This is a genomic window from Caulobacter segnis (assembly GCF_003243465.1).
Classification (GTDB): Bacteria; Pseudomonadota; Alphaproteobacteria; order Caulobacterales; family Caulobacteraceae; genus Caulobacter; species Caulobacter segnis_A.
In genome coordinates, this window is sequence record NZ_QFQZ01000023.1 from 1 (window position 1) to 19029 (window position 19029).

The 19029-nt window shown below is 69.2% G+C and carries 20 protein-coding genes; 14 read left to right on the top strand and 6 right to left on the bottom strand.

What is annotated here, in order from left to right:
• The coding region (locus tag DI526_RS09360; RefSeq protein WP_304276876.1) for an ATP-binding cassette domain-containing protein at positions 1–653 on the top strand (653 nt) is incomplete at its 5' end.
• Between the two features lie 133 nt (positions 654–786).
• Here DI526_RS09360 and DI526_RS09365 read toward each other — a convergent pair.
• Positions 787–1692 carry a hypothetical protein gene (locus tag DI526_RS09365; RefSeq protein ID WP_304276878.1) on the bottom strand — a complete coding sequence of 302 codons (906 nt, stop codon included), beginning with the start codon at positions 1690–1692 and terminating at the stop codon, positions 787–789.
• Positions 1693–1838: 146 nt separating this feature from the next.
• On the opposite strand from DI526_RS09365, the gene DI526_RS09370 reads away from it, so the two are divergent.
• A complete protein-coding gene (locus DI526_RS09370) occupies positions 1839–2453 on the top strand; it encodes a glutathione S-transferase family protein (RefSeq protein ID WP_304276880.1) in 615 nt (204 codons plus the stop codon).
• Positions 2454–2463: 10 nt separating this feature from the next.
• Here the strand turns inward: DI526_RS09370 and DI526_RS09375 are convergent, their stop codons facing one another.
• From DI526_RS09375 to DI526_RS09385, 3 genes are all read right to left on the bottom strand, one after another.
• Positions 2464–3348, bottom strand: a complete 885-nt coding sequence (locus tag DI526_RS09375; protein ID WP_304276882.1) for a hypothetical protein — start codon at positions 3346–3348, stop codon at positions 2464–2466.
• Positions 3349–4110: a hypothetical protein gene (locus DI526_RS09380; protein ID WP_304276884.1), complete on the bottom strand. Its 762-nt coding sequence runs from the start codon at positions 4108–4110 to the stop codon at positions 3349–3351. It lies immediately after the preceding gene.
• A gap of 79 nt (positions 4111–4189) precedes the next feature.
• Positions 4190–5128, bottom strand: coding sequence for a hypothetical protein (locus tag DI526_RS09385; RefSeq protein WP_304276887.1), 939 nt, complete (start codon positions 5126–5128; stop codon positions 4190–4192).
• A gap of 99 nt (positions 5129–5227) precedes the next feature.
• On the opposite strand from DI526_RS09385, the gene trmFO reads away from it, so the two are divergent.
• From trmFO to DI526_RS09430, 9 genes are all read left to right on the top strand, one after another.
• A complete protein-coding gene (gene trmFO / locus DI526_RS09390) occupies positions 5228–6679 on the top strand; it encodes a methylenetetrahydrofolate--tRNA-(uracil(54)-C(5))-methyltransferase (FADH(2)-oxidizing) TrmFO (protein WP_304276889.1) in 1452 nt (483 codons plus the stop codon).
• Between the two features lie 79 nt (positions 6680–6758).
• Positions 6759–7787 carry a cyclopropane-fatty-acyl-phospholipid synthase family protein gene (locus DI526_RS09395; RefSeq protein WP_304276893.1) on the top strand — a complete coding sequence of 343 codons (1029 nt, stop codon included), beginning with the start codon at positions 6759–6761 and terminating at the stop codon, positions 7785–7787.
• 56 nt (positions 7788–7843) lie between these two features.
• Positions 7844–8929: a mechanosensitive ion channel family protein gene (locus tag DI526_RS09400; protein ID WP_304276896.1), complete on the top strand. Its 1086-nt coding sequence runs from the start codon at positions 7844–7846 to the stop codon at positions 8927–8929.
• 169 nt (positions 8930–9098) lie between these two features.
• The gene (locus DI526_RS09405; protein ID WP_304276899.1) at positions 9099–10352 is read left to right on the top strand and encodes an allantoate amidohydrolase; all 1254 of its coding nucleotides are present in this window, start codon (positions 9099–9101) and stop codon (positions 10350–10352) included.
• The gene (locus tag DI526_RS09410; RefSeq protein ID WP_304276904.1) at positions 10349–11572 is read left to right on the top strand and encodes an alanine--glyoxylate aminotransferase family protein; all 1224 of its coding nucleotides are present in this window, start codon (positions 10349–10351) and stop codon (positions 11570–11572) included. The genes DI526_RS09405 and DI526_RS09410 overlap by 4 nt, the downstream gene beginning before the upstream one ends.
• A gap of 139 nt (positions 11573–11711) precedes the next feature.
• Complete coding sequence (gene puuE, locus DI526_RS09415) at positions 11712–12632, top strand: allantoinase PuuE (protein ID WP_304276906.1); 921 nt, start codon at positions 11712–11714, stop codon at positions 12630–12632.
• Positions 12629–13153, top strand: coding sequence for a 2-oxo-4-hydroxy-4-carboxy-5-ureidoimidazoline decarboxylase (uraD, locus tag DI526_RS09420; protein ID WP_304276909.1), 525 nt, complete (start codon positions 12629–12631; stop codon positions 13151–13153). The genes puuE and uraD overlap by 4 nt, the downstream gene beginning before the upstream one ends.
• The gene (locus tag DI526_RS09425) at positions 13153–14340 is read left to right on the top strand and encodes a urate hydroxylase PuuD (RefSeq protein ID WP_304276913.1); all 1188 of its coding nucleotides are present in this window, start codon (positions 13153–13155) and stop codon (positions 14338–14340) included. The genes uraD and DI526_RS09425 overlap by 1 nt, the downstream gene beginning before the upstream one ends.
• Positions 14337–15017, top strand: a complete 681-nt coding sequence (locus DI526_RS09430; protein WP_304276916.1) for a TetR family transcriptional regulator — start codon at positions 14337–14339, stop codon at positions 15015–15017. Before DI526_RS09425 ends, DI526_RS09430 begins: the two co-directional genes overlap by 4 nt.
• A gap of 3 nt (positions 15018–15020) precedes the next feature.
• Here DI526_RS09430 and DI526_RS09435 read toward each other — a convergent pair whose 3' ends face one another.
• Together DI526_RS09435 and DI526_RS09440 are read right to left on the bottom strand one after the other, a co-directional pair.
• Positions 15021–15737: a YceI family protein gene (locus tag DI526_RS09435; RefSeq protein WP_304276918.1), complete on the bottom strand. Its 717-nt coding sequence runs from the start codon at positions 15735–15737 to the stop codon at positions 15021–15023.
• 79 nt (positions 15738–15816) lie between these two features.
• The gene (locus DI526_RS09440) at positions 15817–16782 is read right to left on the bottom strand and encodes an acetamidase/formamidase family protein (protein WP_304276921.1); all 966 of its coding nucleotides are present in this window, start codon (positions 16780–16782) and stop codon (positions 15817–15819) included.
• Positions 16783–17004: 222 nt separating this feature from the next.
• Here DI526_RS09440 and DI526_RS09445 point away from each other — a divergent pair, with 222 nt between their 5' ends.
• Genes DI526_RS09445 through hpxZ form a run of 3 tightly spaced genes read left to right on the top strand, consistent with a single transcriptional unit; the run spans position 17005 to position 19027 of the window.
• Complete coding sequence (locus DI526_RS09445; protein ID WP_304276923.1) at positions 17005–17223, top strand: hypothetical protein; 219 nt, start codon at positions 17005–17007, stop codon at positions 17221–17223.
• Positions 17220–18614 carry an AtzE family amidohydrolase gene (locus tag DI526_RS09450; protein WP_304276926.1) on the top strand — a complete coding sequence of 465 codons (1395 nt, stop codon included), beginning with the start codon at positions 17220–17222 and terminating at the stop codon, positions 18612–18614. Before DI526_RS09445 ends, DI526_RS09450 begins: the two co-directional genes overlap by 4 nt.
• On the top strand, positions 18611–19027 hold the full coding sequence (gene hpxZ / locus DI526_RS09455; RefSeq protein WP_304276929.1) for an oxalurate catabolism protein HpxZ: 417 nt from the start codon (positions 18611–18613) through the stop codon (positions 19025–19027). The genes DI526_RS09450 and hpxZ overlap by 4 nt, the downstream gene beginning before the upstream one ends.
• Positions 19028–19029: the final 2 nt, after the last annotated feature.

Consider the following 19029-nt stretch of genomic DNA (forward strand, 5'->3'; position numbering starts at 1 on the left):
GCGACGGCGTCATCAAGATCGAGATGCACTTCCTGCCCGACGTCTACGTCACCTGCGACGTCTGCAAGGGCAAGCGCTACAACCGCGAGACCCTGGACGTGGTGTTCAAGGGCAAGACGATCGCCGACGTCCTGGACATGACCGTCGAGGAGGCCGCCGACTTCTTCAAGGCCGTGCCGCCGATCCGCGACAAGATGGAGACGCTCAAGCGCGTCGGCCTCAGCTACATCAAGGTCGGCCAGCAGGCCACGACCCTGTCGGGCGGCGAGGCGCAGCGGGTGAAGCTGTCCAAGGAGCTGTCGCGCCGGGCCACGGGTCGGACGCTGTACATCCTCGACGAGCCGACCACCGGCCTGCACTTCGAGGACACCAAGAAGCTGCTCGAGGTGCTGCACGAGCTGGCCGACCAGGGCAACACCGTGGTCGTCATCGAGCACAATCTCGACGTCGTGAAGACCGCCGACTGGCTGCTCGACTTCGGCCCCGAGGGCGGCGACGGCGGCGGTGAGATCGTCGCCGTGGGCTCGCCCCAGGACGTGGCCAAGGTCGAGGCCAGCTGGACCGGCCGCTACCTGAAGGAGCTGCTGGACCGCCACGAGGAGCGCCGCAAGGCGCGGGTGGCGGAGCTGAAGAAGAAGGTGAAGAGCGCCTAGCGCTTTTCACGCTCCATCAGCGTGTCATCCCGGAAGCCTCGCAGAGGCTATCCGGGACCCAGGGGCCAGGCGCAGGTCCCGGCTCTCCGCGCTTCGCGCTACGGCCGGGATGACACGAATAGGGGCGCCTGTCTTACCAGCCGCCGCCCGCCGCGCCCGGCGAACCGCCCTTCAGCTCGCGATAGATGGTCGGCGCGGGGCCGAAGACGATCAGCGTCGTCAGGATCGAGATCAGCCCGGAGAACAGCGCCTGGACGATGCCGGCCGGCGTGAAATAGGCCTGCAGCGAGCTGGTGTCGGTCCGCATCATCTGGCCGGTCGCGGACAGGTCGCCCGAAGCGATCAGGCCGATCGCCGAGACGATGGTCCAGATCAGCAGCACCACGATGATGCTCATCACGGTCGCCAGCAGGTAGGCGCCCAGCAGCGGCCAGAACAGGCCCTTGGTCTCCGGCAGCGACTTGAGGATGGTCAGCTTGCCCGTCTCGAAGGTGACGGCCGGCGCGAAGGACAGGCGGACGGCCCCATAGACCACGGCGCACAGCGAGCCGAGCAGGCTGAGCATGCCTAGGAAACCACCGGTCGGACCGCCCATCGCGCCCAGGAAGCCCGTCAGCAGCGCGCCGGCGAACAGCACGCCCATCAGGATCAGGCTGGTCACGACCCAGACCGCGGCCTGCCTCAGTTCGTCCTTGCCCAGCCGCAGATAGGCGAAGCGGCTGTCCTGAGGCCGCAGCACCAGACGGTTGAGCGCGGCGAAGATCACGCCGTTGACGACGAGGCTGTAAGGCAGCGACCACAGCACCAGCGGCGCCAGGTCCGCGACGCGGCGCAGAGCCTCTTCAGGGTCCGGATTGTTGGTGTCGGAGATGTAAGAGGTCAGCGCCTCGAGCTTGGGCCCGAAGTACTGGATCGCCAGCACGTTCGAGACGATCGACAGCACGGTCATGACCGCCGCCCAGACGGCGATGGCCTTCAAGTTCTCCCGCACCAGTCGAAACCCGGAGAAGGCGGCGTCGGAGGCCGAGAACCTGGACATGTCGTACTCTTGCTTTGCGGACTGGCCCTAGCCCTAACAAGGTTTGCACGGCTTCGACAGGGTCGCCGTCGGGTTTTTCGCACCGCCTTGCGATCGCGCCGTCCGCGCCCCTAACATCCGTTTGAATCGGGAGAGGATGCGCGATCATGAAGCTTTACGGCGAGGCCATGCCGGCCCCCAATCCGCGCCGGGTGCGGATCTTTCTGGCCGAGAAGGGGATCGAGGTTCCCGAGGTCCATATCGGCCTGCGCCAGGGCGGCCATCGCCAGCCCGAACACCTGGCCCGCAACAGCCTCGGCCAGGTGCCGGTGCTGGAGCTCGACGACGGGACGACGATCAGCGAGACCGTCGCCATCTGCCGCTATTTCGAGGCGCTGAACCCGGCTCCGCCCCTGTTCGGGGTCACGCCCCTGGAGCAGGCTCAGGTCGAGATGTGGACGCGGCGCATCGAGCTGCGCCTGATGGTCCCGATCGGCATGTTCTGGCGCCACGCCCACCCGTTCACCGCGCACCTGCTCAAGCAGCACACGGAATTCGGCGAGTCGAACCGCGAAGTGGTCGACAGGGCCCTGCTCTGGCTGGACGGCGAGCTCGCCGACGGCCGTCCTCACCTGACCGGCGAGGCCTATACGATGGCCGACATCGTGGGCCAGACCACCCTGGACTTCGCCGACTTCATCGGCCTGCCCACGCCGGCCGAGGCCAAGAACGTGCTGGCCTGGCGGGCGCGGATGGCCGCGCGGCCCAGCGCGGGCGCCTGACCTTTCCGACTTAGTCGTGCAGGCCGGCGTCGATCTCGTCCTGGTTCAGGTGGGCGAAGGCCTTGGCCGGCGCGGCGACCAGGATCACCGTCTGCAGGGTGAGGAAAATCGGCGACAGCAGCAGGCTGGCCAGCAGGATCAGGATCAGCCGCGGATGGTTGGCGGCCATCCCGGCGCTCGCCGGCTCGACCCCGCCGCCGACCACATTGCCCAGCACGCTCGACACCATGGTCCCGACGACCGAGACCAGCGCGGTCAGCACGATGGTCATGGCGAACATCGCCAGCAGCCGGAAGAACTGGCCGTGGGTCTGGATCCAGGCGGCGCGGACGTCGATGTGGTGATGGGAGAAGGCGTGCGGCCCCAGCAGCGACAGCCGCACGGCGACCCACATCGACAGCCCCAGCACCGCCAGCGCTCCCAGGGTCGCGAACCAGCCGGCCGCCGCGCCCGACAGCAGGGCCGCGCCCAGAACCACCGCCCCCGACGGGATCACGGTCACGCCCAGCGCCGCCGCCCAGGCGATCAGCGAGACGATCAGCAGCTGCACCTCTTCCTTGCCCAGCCGCAGATAGGCGAAGCGGTCGTCGGCGGGCGCGATCACCGCGCGGATGATCGCCGCCTGCAGCACCGCGCCCAGCACCAGGGCCAGGGCGACCAGCAGCACCATGGCCCCGCCCAGGTGCGTGACCAGGTCGAGCAGCTCGCGCGGATCGGCCGAGCCCACGCGGCCGGCCAGGGCCGCGCGCCCTTCGTCGCCCAGCATGATCTTGGCGATCAGGCCCAGGATCGGCAGCATGACCAGCGAGAAGGCCGCCCAGGCCAGCACCGCCAGCGGCTTGCGCCGCATGATGCGAAGGCCTTCGAGAGCCGCGTCGGTGGGGCGAACTGACATCTAGGCGTCCTGCGTGGCCGCGCTTTGGCGGTAGAGATGGGCCAGGGCGCCGGACCAGGCCGGCGCGAGGAAAACGTAGGTAAGAAGCGCCAGGACCGCGACCTCGACCGGGCTGGCGGCGCTGGTCCAGCCCAGCACGGCGGCCGCGACGATCACTGGAGCGGACAGCATCAAGGCGACGGCCAGCAGCAGCGGGACCTTGCCCCTGGTCAGCGGAAAGGCGCTCAGCACCCGGACCCCGGACTGGGCGACCGTCGCCGGCGCGGTGAAGGACAGCCGCAAGCCAAGCCAGACCATGATGGCGACACCCGCCACCGGCGCGGCTCCGGCGACGAAGCCGGCCGGACCGGCCTGGGCCAGGGCCAGCTTCCAGGCCGCCGCCGAGCCGACGTCGAGCTGCGGCGCGCTGGCGCGGGCGACGCCCAGCGCGATGGCGCCGATGACCACCAGCAGGATGGAGCCGATCAGCAGGAAGAGCGCCAGCACCAGCAGGTGCGCCCCCAGCAGCCGCCATTCTTCGGCGCCCCAGCGCAGGCCCTTCAGGCCGCCGGCCCGGCCGAACAGCAGGCGAAACAGCGCGCCTTGGGCGATCACCACCGCCACGATCGCGGCGAGGGGCCGGCCGCCCGGCGGCAGCACGGTCCCGACGACGGTCAGGACCACGGACGCCAGCAGGGCCGCCCAGCATGACGTCCAGGCCGGCCGCAGGCTGGAAACCCCCGCCCGCAGCACGCCGCCCACGCTGGCCGCTTCGTCCGACATCAGATCAAGCTTCCCTTCCGCGTCGCTCCTCCGCGAGTCGGCGCGATCCCAGACAGTCTAAGGTCTTGGCGATGCGTCGCTAGCCCTCCGCGGTCAAGGCCTTATGCGCGAAGGCCCACGGCGCGAAGAACACGGCGTGGACCACCGCGCTGAACACCGAGGCCAGAGCGCCGAGCCCCAGCAGCCAGGGCCAGAGGTCGGTCAGCAGCGCGATCGGCGGCCGCGAGATGAAGGCCTCCAGCGCGCCGTGGCCGCGGATCGCCTCCAGCGAGCCGCCCGCCGCGACGATCACGCCGAACGCCGCCGCCCCGACCAGCATCTCCATCAGCAGGACGAAGATCACCAGCAGCACCGCCACGCCCAGCAGGCGCCAGCCCTGGCCGCGCGTCTCGGTCCACGACTCGAACAGCCGGAACTGGGCGTCGGCGAAGGTCATCGGCGCGGCCAGCGACAGGCGCAGCGCCACCCAGATAAACACCCCGAGGGCGATCGCGCTGGCGGACGAGGCGACGATGATCGCCGTGGTCTTGGCCTGCTCGCCGCCGCTGACCGCGACCACCGCCGTCAGGATGACGATCAGCAAGGCGACGATGAAGATCACGATCATCGCCAGCACCTGCTCGACCACGAACAGCAGGGTCATCCAGAGCTCGCGCCCGCTGATCCGCAGGGAGGCCCAGGCGGACGCCTGCGGCATCAGCACCGCGCGGAACACCGCCCCGCAGATCACCGCCCGCACGAACGAGCCCCACAGCCAGTACAGCAGGTTGAAGGCGGTCATGCCCGACTGCGCCTGGACGATCTCCTGTATCGTCTCGGAGTCTGGCGCGGCGCCCGTGCTGGTCATGGCCAGCTGGATCAGGCGCAGGAAATCCGGCCCCAGCCAGAAGATCGCCATCACGGCCGGGAGGATCATCCCGACCACCAGGGCCACGGCCCAGCCCAGCACCGCCAGGGGATGCCGCACGACCACGCTAAAGCCGGAGGTCGCCGCCTCGCCCACCGAGAATCTCGCCATATCCCCTCCCCAGGGTCTCCGGACGCGCGAACCACGCGCCCCGAACCATCAGCCTACACGAGGTTTCGCCGAGCGACAGCCGGGGGTATAGGGCGCGCCATGACCACGAATGCGACCCATCAGCCCATCCACGTCGTCGGCGGGGGCCTGGCCGGCTCCGAAGCCGCCTGGCAGATCGCCCAGAGCGGCGTGCCGGTGATCCTGCACGAAATGCGCCGGGACGAGGTGATCGGCCCGCCCTCAAGCAGCGAAGCGATAGGGCAAATAAAAGAGATCCGCACAGACGCCCACCAGACCGACGGCCTGGCCGAGATGGTCTGCTCGAACTCGTTCCGCTCGGACGACTGGCAGTTCAACGCCGTGGGCCTGCTGCACGCCGAGATGCGCAAGCTCGACAGCCTGATCATGTCCTGCGCCGACCAGCATCAGGTGCCGGCCGGCGGCGCCCTGGCCGTCGACCGCGACGGCTTCTCGGCCGAGGTCACCAAGCGCCTGTCCCAGCATCCGCTGGTCACGATCGTCCGCGAGGAGATCGCCGGCCTGCCGCCCGCCGCCGATGGAACGAATGGGTGGGACAACGTGATCGTCGCCACGGGCCCCCTGACCTCGCCCGCCCTGGCCCAGGCGATCCTGGACCTGACCGGCGAAGGCCAGCTCAGCTTCTTCGACGCCATCGCGCCGATCATCCACTACGACTCGATCAACATGGACGTCGCCTGGCGCCAGTCCCGCTACGACAAGGAAGGACCCGGCGGCGACGCGGCCGCCTACATCAACTGCCCGATGAACAAGGACCAGTACGAGGCCTTCATCGACGCCCTGCTGGCCGGTCCCAAGTCCGAATTCAAGGAATGGGAGAACGTCCCCTATTTCGATGGCTGCCTGCCGATCGAGGTGATGGCCGAGCGCGGCCGCGAGACCCTGCGCCATGGCCCGATGAAGCCGGTGGGCCTGACCAATCCGCGCGATCCGACGGTCAAGGCCTACGCCATCGTCCAGCTGCGCCAGGACAATGCGCTGGGCACCCTGTGGAACATGGTCGGCTTCCAGACCAAGCTGAAGCACGGCGTCCAGGCCGAGACCTTCCGGATGATCCCGGGCCTGGAAGACGCCCAGTTCGCGCGCCTGGGCGGCCTGCACCGCAACACCTTCATCAATTCGCCCAAGCTCTTGGACAAGTCGCTGCGCATGAAGGCCCAGCCGCGCCTGCGCTTCGCCGGCCAGGTCACCGGGGTCGAAGGCTATGTCGAGAGCGCGGCCATGGGCCTATTGACCGGCCGCTTCGCCGCCGCCGACCGCAAGGGCGCGCCGATCGACGCCCCGCCGCCCACCACCGCCCTGGGCGCGCTGGTCGAGCACATCACCGGCGGGCACCTGGACGGCGGCAGCTTCCAGCCGATGAACATCAACTACGGCCTGCTGCCGCCGCTGGAGGCGCCCAAGGTCGACGAGGACGGCAAGAAGATCCCGCTGAAGGAACGCGGCCGGGCCAAGAAGCGCCTGATGAGCATCCGGGCGCTGGAAGACCTGGACGCCTGGATGAAAGCCTGACGCGAAAGGGTCGTCGCTCGGACCCATCCGCTGGCGCTCTCGCTTCGTAACCTGTGAAGGCTAGCCAGGGAGAACGGCCATGAGCTTGGTGAAGGCGGCGATCCACGCGTTCGAGGACGCGCCCATGCCAGACGCGGTCTCCCGCGCGGCCATCGACTTCCTGGTCGGCGACGCCCGCCGCCGTCTCGGCAAGGCCCCGCCCGGCGCCTCGGCGACCTTCGCGCGCGAGATGGAGACGCGGCCGATCGCGACCCATACGGACGCCGCCAACGCCCAGCACTACGAGCTGCCGGCGCCCTTCTTCGAGGCGGTGCTGGGGCCGAACCTGAAATATTCCAGCGGCCTCTATCCGCGCGGCGCGACCACGCTCGCTGAAGGCGAAGCGGCCGCCCTGCGCGAAACCGCCGAGCACGCCGACCTGCGCGACGGCCAGGTCATCCTGGAGCTGGGCTGCGGCTGGGGCTCGCTGTCGCTGTGGATGGCCGCGCGCTATCCGAACGCCAGGATCACCTCGGTCTCGAACTCGGCCTCGCAGCGCGCCTTCATCGAGGGCCGAGCGGCGGCGCGCGGTCTTTCCAACCTGACCGTCGTCACGGCCGACATGAACGACTTCCAGACCGACCAGCGCTTCGACCGCGTGGTCTCGGTCGAGATGTTCGAGCACATGTCCAACTGGCGCGCCCTCCTGACCCGCGTGCGCGGCTGGCTGAAGCCCGAGGGGCTGCTGTTCCTGCACGTCTTCACCCACAAGAACACGCCCTACCGGTTCGAGGTCGATGACCCCGCCGACTGGATCGCCCAGTATTTCTTCAGCGGCGGGGTGATGCCCAGCCACGACCTGCCCCGGCAGTTCCCGGACCTGTTCGCGGTCGAGGCCGACTGGCGCTGGAACGGGGAGCACTACGCCCGCACCGCCCGCCAGTGGCTGGAGAACTTCGACGCCAAGCGCGCCACGATCGACCCGATCCTGGCGGAGGTCTACGGCCCGCACGCCACGGTCTGGCGCCGTCGCTGGCGGCTGTTCTTCCTGGCGACCGCCGGCCTGTTCGGCCATCGCGGCGGCGAGGAGTGGGGCGTCAGCCATTACCGGATGCGGCCCGTCGCCTGAGCCCCGCTCTGGGCACGGCGCGGGAGCCATGACGGCCTCCGCGCGTTCGCCCTGGCATGCAAGACTTCTTCAACGGGCTCGCGGCGTCGACCGCGATGGCGGCCTGGGCGCCGCCATGGCTGGTCAGCCTGGTCCTGATCGGCCTGGCCCTGGTGCTGGCTCTGCTGGTCCACGCCGTGGCGGTGCGCCTGATCCGCCGCACCCTCTCCAAGCGCGAGGCCTTCTGGCAGGCGCTGATCGCGCGCACCCGCCGGCCGACCCGCCTGGCGATGATCGTCGCCGCCCTGGGCCCGGCCGTGTCCGCCGCCCCGCTGACCGGCGGCCAGGCCGACGCCGCCCGCCATGTGCTGCTGGTGCTGTTCATCCTGCTGCTGGGCTGGATGGCCCTGACCGCCCTCGACATCGGCGCGGCCCTCTACCTGCGGGGCTTCAAGGTCGACGTCGAGGACAACCTGCTGGCCCGCAAGCATGTGACCCAGGTGCGGATCCTGCGCCGGGCCGTGGCGATCCTCGTGGGCATCGTCACCGTGGCCCTCGCCCTGATGACCATTCCCGGCGTGCGCCAGTGGGGCGTCAGCCTGCTGGCGGCGGGCGGCGCGGCCAGCTTGATCGTCGGCCTCGCCCTGCAGCCGCTGCTGACCAACCTGATCGCCGGCATCCAGATCGCGGTCACCCAGCCCATCCGCATCGACGACGCCGTCATCGTCGAGAAGGAATGGGGGAACATCGAGGAGATCACCGCCACCTACGTCGTCGTGCGCCTGTGGGACTGGCGGCGGATGGTGCTGCCGCTCAGCTACTTCATCCAGCAGCCTTTCCAGAACTGGACCCGCGAAAGCTCGGCCCTGATCGGCACGGCCATGCTCTATGTCGATCCCGCCGCGCCGGTAGATCGCCTGCGCGCCAAGCTGGAGGAGGTCGCTAAGGCATCCGCCCTGTGGGACGGCAAGGTCGTGAATCTGGCCGTGACCGACCTGACCGCCGAGGTCATGGAGGTGCGCTGCCTGGTCAGCGCCCGCAACGCCGGCAAGACCTTCGACCTGCGTTGCGAAGTGCGTGAGAAGATGATGGCCTTCCTGCGCGACGAGTTGCCTGAAGCCTTCCCAAGGCGTCGTCTGGCCCTTGCGGCCGGCGAGGCTTGAGCGCGCCACCCTTCCTTAAGTAAGCAAATTATGACTTATGAAGAGGCGCCGCCTGCTCGACATGGCGCGCGCGCGGGCGCCTGAGCGGCAAGGTCGCACCGGAAGCGCTTGTCGCGACCAGACGGTGGGCGCAGCCTGCTAGAGCTTAGGGATGGAGGCCAGGGCGAATTTGACCGGGGGTTTCGACATCGGCGTGCGAGCCAGGGCGCGCTGCGACCGGCTGGGCCTCGCGCCCTATAGCGAGGTCGAGGGCCAGCTGACGCGCCGGTTCCTGACCCCGGCCCACGCGGCCGCCCTCGTCACGCTGGAAGACTGGATGGCGCAGGCCGGCATGAGCGTCCGCCGCGACGCCGCCGCCAACCTGATCGGCCGCTACGAGGGCGAGGCGCCGGGCGCGAAGGCCCTGATCATCGGCTCGCACATCGACAGCGTCCGCAACGGCGGGCGCTATGACGGCCCGCTGGGGATCATGCTGGGGATCGACGTGGTCGAGGCCCTGCATCGCGCCGGCCGCCGCCTGCCCTTCGCGATCGAGGTGGTGGCGTTCGGCGACGAGGAAGGCTCGCGCTTCCCCGCCTCGATGAGCTGCAGCCGCGCGATCGCCGGGACGCTGGACTCTCTGGCGCTGGAGATGAAGGACGCCGACGGAGTCTCGGTGGCCGAGGCGCTCGCGGCGTTCGGCGGTGATCCGGCCGGAATCGCCAGCGCGGCCCGCAAGCCCGACGACGTCCTGGCCTTCCTCGAAGCCCACATCGAGCAGGGCCCTGTGCTGGAGGCCGAGGGCCTGCCGCTTGGCGTCGTCACCGCCATCGCCGCCCAGAAGCGGATCATGGTCAAGATCGTCGGGACGGCCGGCCACGCCGGCACGACGCCGATGGGCCTGCGCAAGGATCCCGGCCCGGCCGCCGCCGAGTGCATGCTGGCGCTGGAGCGGATTTGCCGCGCGGGGACCGACGGCCTGGTCGGCACGGTCGGCCGCATCAGCGCCCTGCCCGGCGCCTTCAACGTCATTCCGGGCGCGGTCGAGTTCTCGATGGACATCCGCGCCGAGACCTCCGCGACGCGCGACGCGGCCGTCGACGCCATCTGCGCCGAGATCCACGCGATCGTCGGCGCGCGCGGCCTGACCGCCGAAATCCACCTGATGCAGGCCCTCGCCGAGAGCCCCTGCGATCCGTCGTTGATCGGCTTGCTCGAAGAGGCGCTGAGCGACCTTTCCCTGCCCGCCCGCCGCCTGCCCAGCGGCGCGGGCCACGACGCCATGGTGATGGCCGACCTCTGCCCCACCGCCATGCTGTTCATCCGCTGCGAGGGCGGGATCAGCCACAACCCGGCCGAGGCCGTGACCGAGGCCGACTGCGCCTTGGCGGCCCGCGCCATGCTCACCTTCATCGACAAGCTAGAACGACGCGAACGCGCATGACCGAGACCTTTCACGAACTCGACCACCCCGCCCGCCTGCTGATGGGGCCCGGCCCGATCAACGTGCACCCGCGCGTGCTGCGCGCCATGTCGGTGCAGCTCTTGGGCCAGTTCGACCCCGAGTTCACCGGCTATATGAACGAGGTCATGGCCCTCTATCGCGGGGTGTTCCAGACCAAGAACCGCTGGACCTTCGCCATCGACGGGACGTCGCGGGCCGGCATCGAGGCGGCGCTGGTCTCGACGCTGTGCCCCGGCGACGACGTCGTGGTGGTCAATTGCGGCCGCTTTGGCCTGCTGCTGGCCGAGATCGCCGAGCGCTGCGACGCCAAGGTGACCTTCGTCGAGGCCCCGTGGGGGACCGTGGTCGATCCGCAGGCGGTCGAGGACACCGTGAAGCGCGTGAAGCCGCGCCTGGTCGCCTGCGTGCATGGCGACACCTCGACCACCATGGCCCAGCCGCTCGACCAGATCGGCGCGATCTGCCGCGCGCACGGGGCGCTGATGTATGTCGACGCCACCGCCACCCTGTCGGGCATGGACGTTCCGGTCGACGCCTGGGGGGCGGACATCGTCACCGCCGGCTTGCAGAAGTGCCTGGGCGGCCCGTCGGGCTCGGCCCCGATCACGATCAGCGACCCGGCGGCCGAGCACATCTTCTCGCGCCGCCACGTCGAGAAGGGCCTCGTCGGAACCGGCGGCGCGGCGGGGAACGGCCGGCGGATCGCCTCGAACTATTTCGATCTGGCGATGATCATGGACTACTGGTCCGAGAAGCGCCTGAACCACCACACCGAATGCGCCCCGATGCTGTTCGCCGCCCGCGAATGCGCGCGGCTGGTGCTGGAGGAAGGGCTGCCGGCGCGCTTCGAGCGCCACGCCAAGGCCGGCGCGGCCATGACCGCCGGGCTCGAGGCGATGGGCCTGTCCATCTACGGCGACAAGGCGCACAAGATGACCAACGTCACCGGCATCTGGGCGCCCGAGGGCGTCGACTACGATCGCGTGAAGGCCCGGATGCGCACCGACTTCGAGATCGAGATCGGCTCGGCCTTCGGCCCCCTGACCGGAAAGATCTGGCGGATCGGGACCATGGGCGTGAACGCCCGCAAGCACGCGGTGCTGCAGACCCTGGCGGCCTTGGAGGCGGTGCTGCGCTGGGAGGGCTTCAGCGCTCCGGCCGGCGCCGGGGTCGACGCGGCGGCGAAGGTGTACGGATGAGCGGGCTGGCCATCACCGTCTTCCCCCTCTGGGGGAGGAGCGCGAAGCGCGGAGGGGGCAAGTCAGAGCGAAATCCCCCTACTCGCCCCCACCTGACCGCGCTGCGCGCGGTCGTCCGCCCCCAGAGGGGGCAGAAGGCATGACTGCGTCCTACCCCCGCGACCTCATCGGCTACGGCGAGCACCCGCCGCATCCGCGCTGGCCGAACCACGCCCGCGTCGCCGTGCAGTTCGTGCTGAACTACGAGGAAGGCGCCGAGCGGTCGGTCCTGCACGGCGATCCCGTCTCGGAGTTCTTCCTGTCGGAGATGGTCGGCGCCCAGCCCATCCAGGGCATGCGCCACATGTCGATGGAGAGCCTCTACGAATACGGCTCGCGCGCCGGCTTCTGGCGCATCCGGCGGCTGTTCGACGAGTTCCGCCTGCCGCTCACCGTGTTCGGCGTCGCCCAGGCCATGGAGCGCAACCCGGACGCCGTCGAGGCCATGATGACGTCCGGCTGGGAAATCGCCAGCCACGGCTATCGCTGGATCGACTACCAGCACTTCACGCCCGACCAGGAGATGGAGCACATCCAGCGCGCCATCGAGATCCAGAAACGCCTGACCGGCGAGCGTCCGCTGGGCTGGTACCAGGGCCGCACCAGCCCCAACACCGCGCGGCTGGTCGCCCAGGAAGGCGGCTTCGTCTACGACGCCGACAGCTACGCCGACGACCTGCCCTACTGGGACGACCAGCACGGCCGCCCGCAGTTGATCGTGCCCTACACCCTGGAAGCCAACGACATGCGCTTCACCGCGGCGCAGGGCTTCAACACCGGCGAGCAATTCTTCGTCTATCTGCGCGACGCGTTCGACGCCCTCTATCTGGAGGGCGAGACCGCGCCCAAGATGATGAGCGTGGGCCTGCACTGCCGCGTCGTCGGCAAGCCGGGACGCATCGGCGCCCTGCGGCGCTTCCTGGAGCACGTCACGAACCACGACCGCGTCTGGGTGGCCCGGCGCATCGACATCGCGCGGCACTGGATCACCGAGCATCCGTATGAAGGGAGCAAGTCATGAGCGGCGCGCCCCCCCTGACCCTGGCTCGGCTGAACAGCATGAACCAGACCGGCTTCACCACCGCCCTGGGCTTCGCTTTCGAGCTCTCTCCCTGGGTGGTCGAGCGCGCCTGGACCGAGCGTCCGTTCGCCAGCGTCGAGGCCATGCACCGCGCGATGATGGCGGTGCTGGAGGCGGCGACCACCGCCGACAAGCTGGCCCTGATCCGCGCACACCCCGAACTGGCCAGCAAGGCGGCGATCGCCAAGACGCTGACGGCCGAGAGCAACGCCGAGCAGGCCAGCGCCGGCCTCGACAAGCTCACGCCCGAGGAGTTCGCGCGCTTCCATGACCTGAACGCGGCCTATCGCGATCGCTTCGGCTTCCCGTTCATCATCTGCGTGCGGCTGAACGACAAGGCCTCGATCCTGGCGGCCATGCAGGCGCGCCTTTCCAACGACGAGGCGAGCGAGATCGCCGAGGCGATCACCCAGATCGGCCTGATCTCCAAGCTTCGACTGCTCGATGCGGTGACCGAGTGATGGACTACGATTTCACGGGCTGGGCCAGCATGGCCCTGCGGTGGCTGCACGTGGTGGCGGGCGTGGCCTGGATCGGCGCGTCCTTCTACTTCGTCTGGCTGGACAACAATCTGCGCGATCCGAACCCGCCGAAGGACGGGGTGAAGGGCGAGCTGTGGGCCGTGCACGGCGGCGGCTTCTATCATTCCCAGAAATACATGGTCGCGCCGGCGCACATGCCCGAGCACCTGCACTGGTTCAAGTGGGAGGCCTACACCACCTGGCTGTCCGGTTTCGCCTTGCTGACGGTGCTCTACTATGTCGGCGCGCCGGTCTATCTGATCGACCCGGCCAAGCACGCCTTCAGCCAGGCCCAGGCGATCGGCGTGGGCCTGGCCTTCATCCTTGGCGGCCTTGTGACCTACGAAGCCCTGTGCCGCTCGCCCTTGGGCAAGAACGGCAAGCTGTTCGGCGTGGTCTGGTTCGCGCTTCTGACCGCCGCCACCTGGGCGTTGACCCAGCTGTTCTCGGACCGCGGCGCCTTCATCCACGTCGGCGCGATCATCGGCACCTGCATGGTCGGGAACGTCTTCCTGGTCATCATCCCCAACCAGCGCAAGATCGTCGCCGACATGCTGGCCGGCCGCCCCGTCGATCCGCGCCTCGGCGCGATGGGCAAGCAGCGATCGGTGCACAACACCCATATGACCTTGCCGGTCATCTTCATCATGATCAGCAACCACTATCCGGCCATCTCGGGTCACCCGAGGGCCTGGCTGCTGCTGGCCATGATCAGCGCCGGCGCCATCGCGATACGCTACTTCTTCATCCAGCGCCATTTCGGCAGGGTCCGCCACGAGCTGCTGTTCGTCGGCGCGATGCTGATCTTCGGCGCCACGGCGATCGCCTCGATCAAGCCCAAGGACAAGATCGAGGTCAGCGGCGAGGTCCCGTTCGCGACCGCCCAGGGAATCATTCAGAAGCACTGCGTCATGTGCCATGCCGCGGCGCCTACCCACGCCGGCTTTTCCGCCCCGCCTTTGGGCGCGACCTTCGACACCCCTGCGCATATCCAGGCCTACGCACCGAAAATAAACGAACGCGCGGTCCTCTCGACCAGCATGCCTCTTGGCAACGAGACGGGCATGACCGAAGAGGAGCGCGCCCAGCTGGGCGCCTGGATCAAGCAGGGAGCCAAGATCCCGTGACGACCGACGCCGTCCTGGACGCGAACCCGAAGGCCGAGAGTGAAGCCACGCCGCGCAAGCGCAACGCCGAGCGGACGCGCAAGGCGATCCTGGCCGCGGCCCTGAAGGAGTTCGCCCAGGCGGGGTTCGCGGGGGCCCGGATCGAGAGGATCGTCAAGGCCGCCAAGTGCAACATCCGCATGCTGTACCACTACTTCGGGGACAAGAAGGGCCTGTACATGGCCGTCCTCGAAAGCGCCTATATGGACCTGCGGGCCCGCGAGGCGGAGCTAAAGATCGACTTCGACAAGCCGCTGGAAGGCTTCCTTGAGCTGCAGCGCTTCACCTTCGACTACTTCGAGAAGAACCCGAAGTTCGAGGGCCTGCTGCGCAACGAGAACCTGCAGCACGGCAAGTTCGCTGCGCAGTCGCGGGTGGTGACCGAGACCGCCTTCCCGCTGCGCCGCACGATCGAGCGGCTGATCAAAAGCGGCCAGGACCAGGGCGTGTTCGGCCCGGCGCTAGATCCGGTGCAGATCTATGTGACCATCGCCGCCATGAGCCGCTTTCATCTGGCCAACGGCTACTCGCTGTCTGCGACGCTGGACACCGACATGAGCGCGCCCGAATGGCGCAAGGCGCGGCTCGACCATGCCCTGGCGCTGCTTGAAGGCTACCTGACGCGCGGGGCCCGGTAGAGGCTACGCGGGCGGCTGCGCCGGCGGCGCGTTGACCAGCGGCGGGCCCGTGAACTCGGCCTCGATCTGCACCTCGACCTCGTCGCCGACGCCCATGGTCGTGCCCGGGGCCGGAACGCCATAGGCGATCCCGAAGTCCGAGCGCTTGAAGACGCCCCTGGCCGAGAAGCCGACCCGCGCGTGCGGATCCATCGGATGGCCGGTATAGCCGCCGTTATAGGTGACGTCCAAGGTGACCGGCTTGGTGACCCCGTGCAGGGTCAGGTCACCGGTGACCTTGCCGGTGTCCGGCCCTGTCACCTCGACCTTGGTCGAACGGAAGGTGATCGACGGATAGGTTCCGGTGTTCAGCCACTGCGGCCCGATCAGCTGCGCCAGGAAACCCTCCGGCGGCGACGGCAGGGTCAGGGACTTGGGATCGATCGTCGCCTCGACCGCGCTGGCGACGGCGTTGTTCTGGTCGAACCTGAGCTTGGCGTCGAAGGTCGCGAAGGCCGCCGTGTAGTGCGAGAAGCCGAGGTGGCTGACCCGGAACACCAGGGTGGCGTGCGACTTGTCCAGCAGGTAGTCGCCGGCCGGGATGTCGGCCTTCGGCGGTTTCAGCGCGGCGGAAGCCGGCGGCGCGGCGACCAGCGGCGGCTCGGCGGTCTTCTTGTCTTCGGTCGACGGCGAACAGGCGGCCAGCGCCAGCAGCGCCACGACGGGCAGGATCGTCTTCATGCGTTAGCCTCCCAGGGCGCGCCTTCGCGCTCATGAGGTTCAACGTAGCCATCGAACGAGGGTTGCGGGAACCCGCTCTCTAGAACAGCAGCCCCTTCTTGAGCAGCGCATGCACCCCCTTCTCGCCATTGACGGTCTGGGTGACGCGGAAGTCCACGGCCAGGGAACAGAACTGGTAGGCCTGGACGCGGGTCAGGTTCGAACGGGCGGTGATGAAATCGATCGTCTGGCGCAGGGCCTGTTTCATGGCCAGGTCCAGGTCCTCGTTGAAGCCCATCAGCACGTAGTGGGTCGGCGTCTCGGCGCGGGGCCAGGCGAAGACGGCGGCGTCGGCGGCCCCAGTGGCCTTCTTGTGCAGGACGAAGGTGAAGGTCCCGGTCAGGCCCATCTCCAGCGCGTTGACGCAGACCTCGCCATCGCCCTGGCGGCCATGGCCGTCGCCGACCGAAAAGTTCGCGCCGGGGACCCAGACGGGCAGATAGAGGGTCGAGCCGGCGACCAGCTCCTTGTTATCCATGTTGCCGCCGTGCTCGCGCGGCTCGCGGCTGGAAAGGCGCCCGTAGCGCGCGGGCGGCGCCACGCCCATGGTGCCGAAGAACGGCGCCAGCGGCAGCTCCGGGCCCCACTCGGGCTTGCAGACGCCGCGCGCGCGGTCGACGGCGATGTGGCTGACATAGCGCTCGGGGAAGTCCTCGGGGATCGTGCCGGCCAGGGGACGCACCGCGCAATAGCCCCAGTCGTTGTTCGGCTCGATCGCCTCGATCCTGACCTCCAGCATGTCGCCCGGCTCGGCGCCGGCGATGGCGACCGGTCCCGTCAGAATGTGCGGCCCGATCCGTTCAGGCTTGCTGTCGTGGATCGCCTGGAGCACCGGCGGCACGGCGTAGGGCGAACCTGGCGGCGGCATGACCTCGACGCCGCCCGAGACGCATTCGAAGGTGACGCTGTCGCCCGAGGCCACGGTCAGCACGGGATCGAACGCCGCGTCGAACATGCCGAAACGGATCGTGTCGGGGGTCGAGACCAGTCGGTGATGCGCCATCAAGTAAGCCTTCTATTACTCGATCATCTGGCGCCGGCTCGCGCGCGATCCCAAGGTCGCCGAGGCTCGGATCGTCATGATTGGAGCCCCCTGCCCTTGCGGCGGGCGAAGTGTGGGCGAAAGTGGCGCGCGCTTGGGCGATCATCGGCGTAGAGGCCACAGGCACTGGCGCGGCCGGCGAACCCCAGTGTATGAAGTTTTTTCTTACTTATGGAGCTCGACCGCATGGCGCTCGACGCGGAGACACAGGCCTTCCTCGATCTGACCCAGGCCGAGATCGCGCCCTGGACGGGGACGCGCGCCGCCGATCGCGACCTGGCGATTCCCGCCGCCGCGCTGGCCGGCGTCATCGACAACCTCGCCCTGCTCCAGGCACAGACCCGATTGTTCGTCTCCGCCCTTGGCGACGCCGCCGGCCAAGCCCCGGAGCCCTTCCAGCCGTGAGCTTCAACAGCGCCCTCCAGATCGCCGAGGATGTCCGCGCCGGTCGCACCACCGCCCGCGCCGTCACCGAGGCCGCCCTCTCGCGGATCGCCCAGCTGGATGGCGAGCTCAACGCCTTCACCGCCGTCACCGCCGAGCGCGCAATCGCCGCCGCCGACGCGGTGGACGCCGACCGCGCGGCGCGGCGTCCGCTGGGTCCGTTGGCGGGCGTCCCGTTCGCGGTGAAGAACCTGTTCGACATCGCGGGCCTGCCGACCCTCGCCGGCTCGAAGATCCGTCGCGACGCCGCCGCGCCGTCGCGTGACGCCACCCTCGTCCAGCGCCTGACCGCCGCCGGCGCGGTCCTGGTCGGGGCGCTGAACATGGACGAGTTCGCCTATGGCTTCGTCACCGAGAACGCCCACGACGGACCGGCGCGCAATCCGCACGACACGACGCGGATCGCGGGCGGCTCGTCCGGCGGCTCGGCGGTCGCCGTGGCGGCGGGCCTCGTCCCGTTGACCTTGGGCTCGGACACCAACGGCTCGATCCGCATCCCCGCCGGCCTGTGCGGCGTGTTCGGCCTGAAACCCACCTACGGCCGCCTGTCGCGCCAGGGCGTCTTCCCATTCGTCGAGAGCCTAGATCATGTCGGGCCGTTCGCCCGAACGGTCGAGGAACTGGCCCTGGCCTATGACGTGCTGCAGGGCCCCGATCCCGACGGCGATGCGATCTGCGTGCGCGAGGCCGAGCCGCTGTCCGCACGTCTGGACGCCCTCGCCGAGCAGCCGCTGCGCGTCGGCGTGCTAGGTGGCTGGTTCCAGCAGGGCGCGTTCCCCGAGGTGCTGGACGCTCTGGAAACCGTCGCCGAGGCTCTGTCAGCCGACCGCGAGGTGATCCTCCCCGGCGCCCAGGCCGCCCGCGCCGCCGCCTTCTGCCTGACCGCCTTCGAGGGCGGTGAGCTGCACCATCACGACCTAGCCGCCCGCGCCATGGACTACGACCCGGCCGTCCGCGACCGCCTGCTGGCCGGCGCCCTGCTGCCCGAAGGCGTGGCCGAGGCCGCCCGGCGCTACCGCACGATCTTCCGCGACGAGGTCGCCAAGGTCTTCCAGCGCTACGATGTGCTGCTGGCCCCCGCCTCGGTCTGCCCCGCCCCGCCGATCGGCCAGGCGACCATGGAGATGGACGGGGTTCCCGTGTCCGTCCGCAAGAACCTCGGCGCCTTCACCCAGCCAATCAGCTATATCGGCCTGCCGGTCGTCGCCGCACCGGTGAACCGGCCGGGCCAACTGCCCATCGGCGTGCAGATCATCGCTCCGCCCTGGCGCGAGGACCTGGCCTTCGCCGCGGCCCTGCGCCTGCAACGATCCGGCGTCGTCGCCGCCCATCCGCCGAAAGCCCTCGCATGATCATCAATGATCCCGCCACGCTGGCCGAGGTCACGGTCCTGGTCGACGCCTATGAGATGGCGCTGATGACCAACGACGTGGCGGCGCTAGATGGCGCCTTCTGGAATTCGCCGCACACGGTGCGCCTGGGCGTGGCAGAGAACCTGTGGAGCTTCGACGAGATCGCCGCCTTCCGCGTCGGCCGCGCCGGCGGCTCGCCGCTCCGGACGCGGCTGCGAACCGAGATCACCACCTTCGGGTCGGACTTCGCCACCGCCAACGTCCTCTTCAAGCGCGATGACACCGGGCGGTTCGGCCGCCAGAGCCAGACCTGGATCCGCACCGAGGACGGCTGGAAGGTCGCCTCGGCCCACGTCTCCCTGATGCAGGAGGGCGCTGATCAACGGCTCGCCTCCCCGAGCGAAAAGCGCTAGAG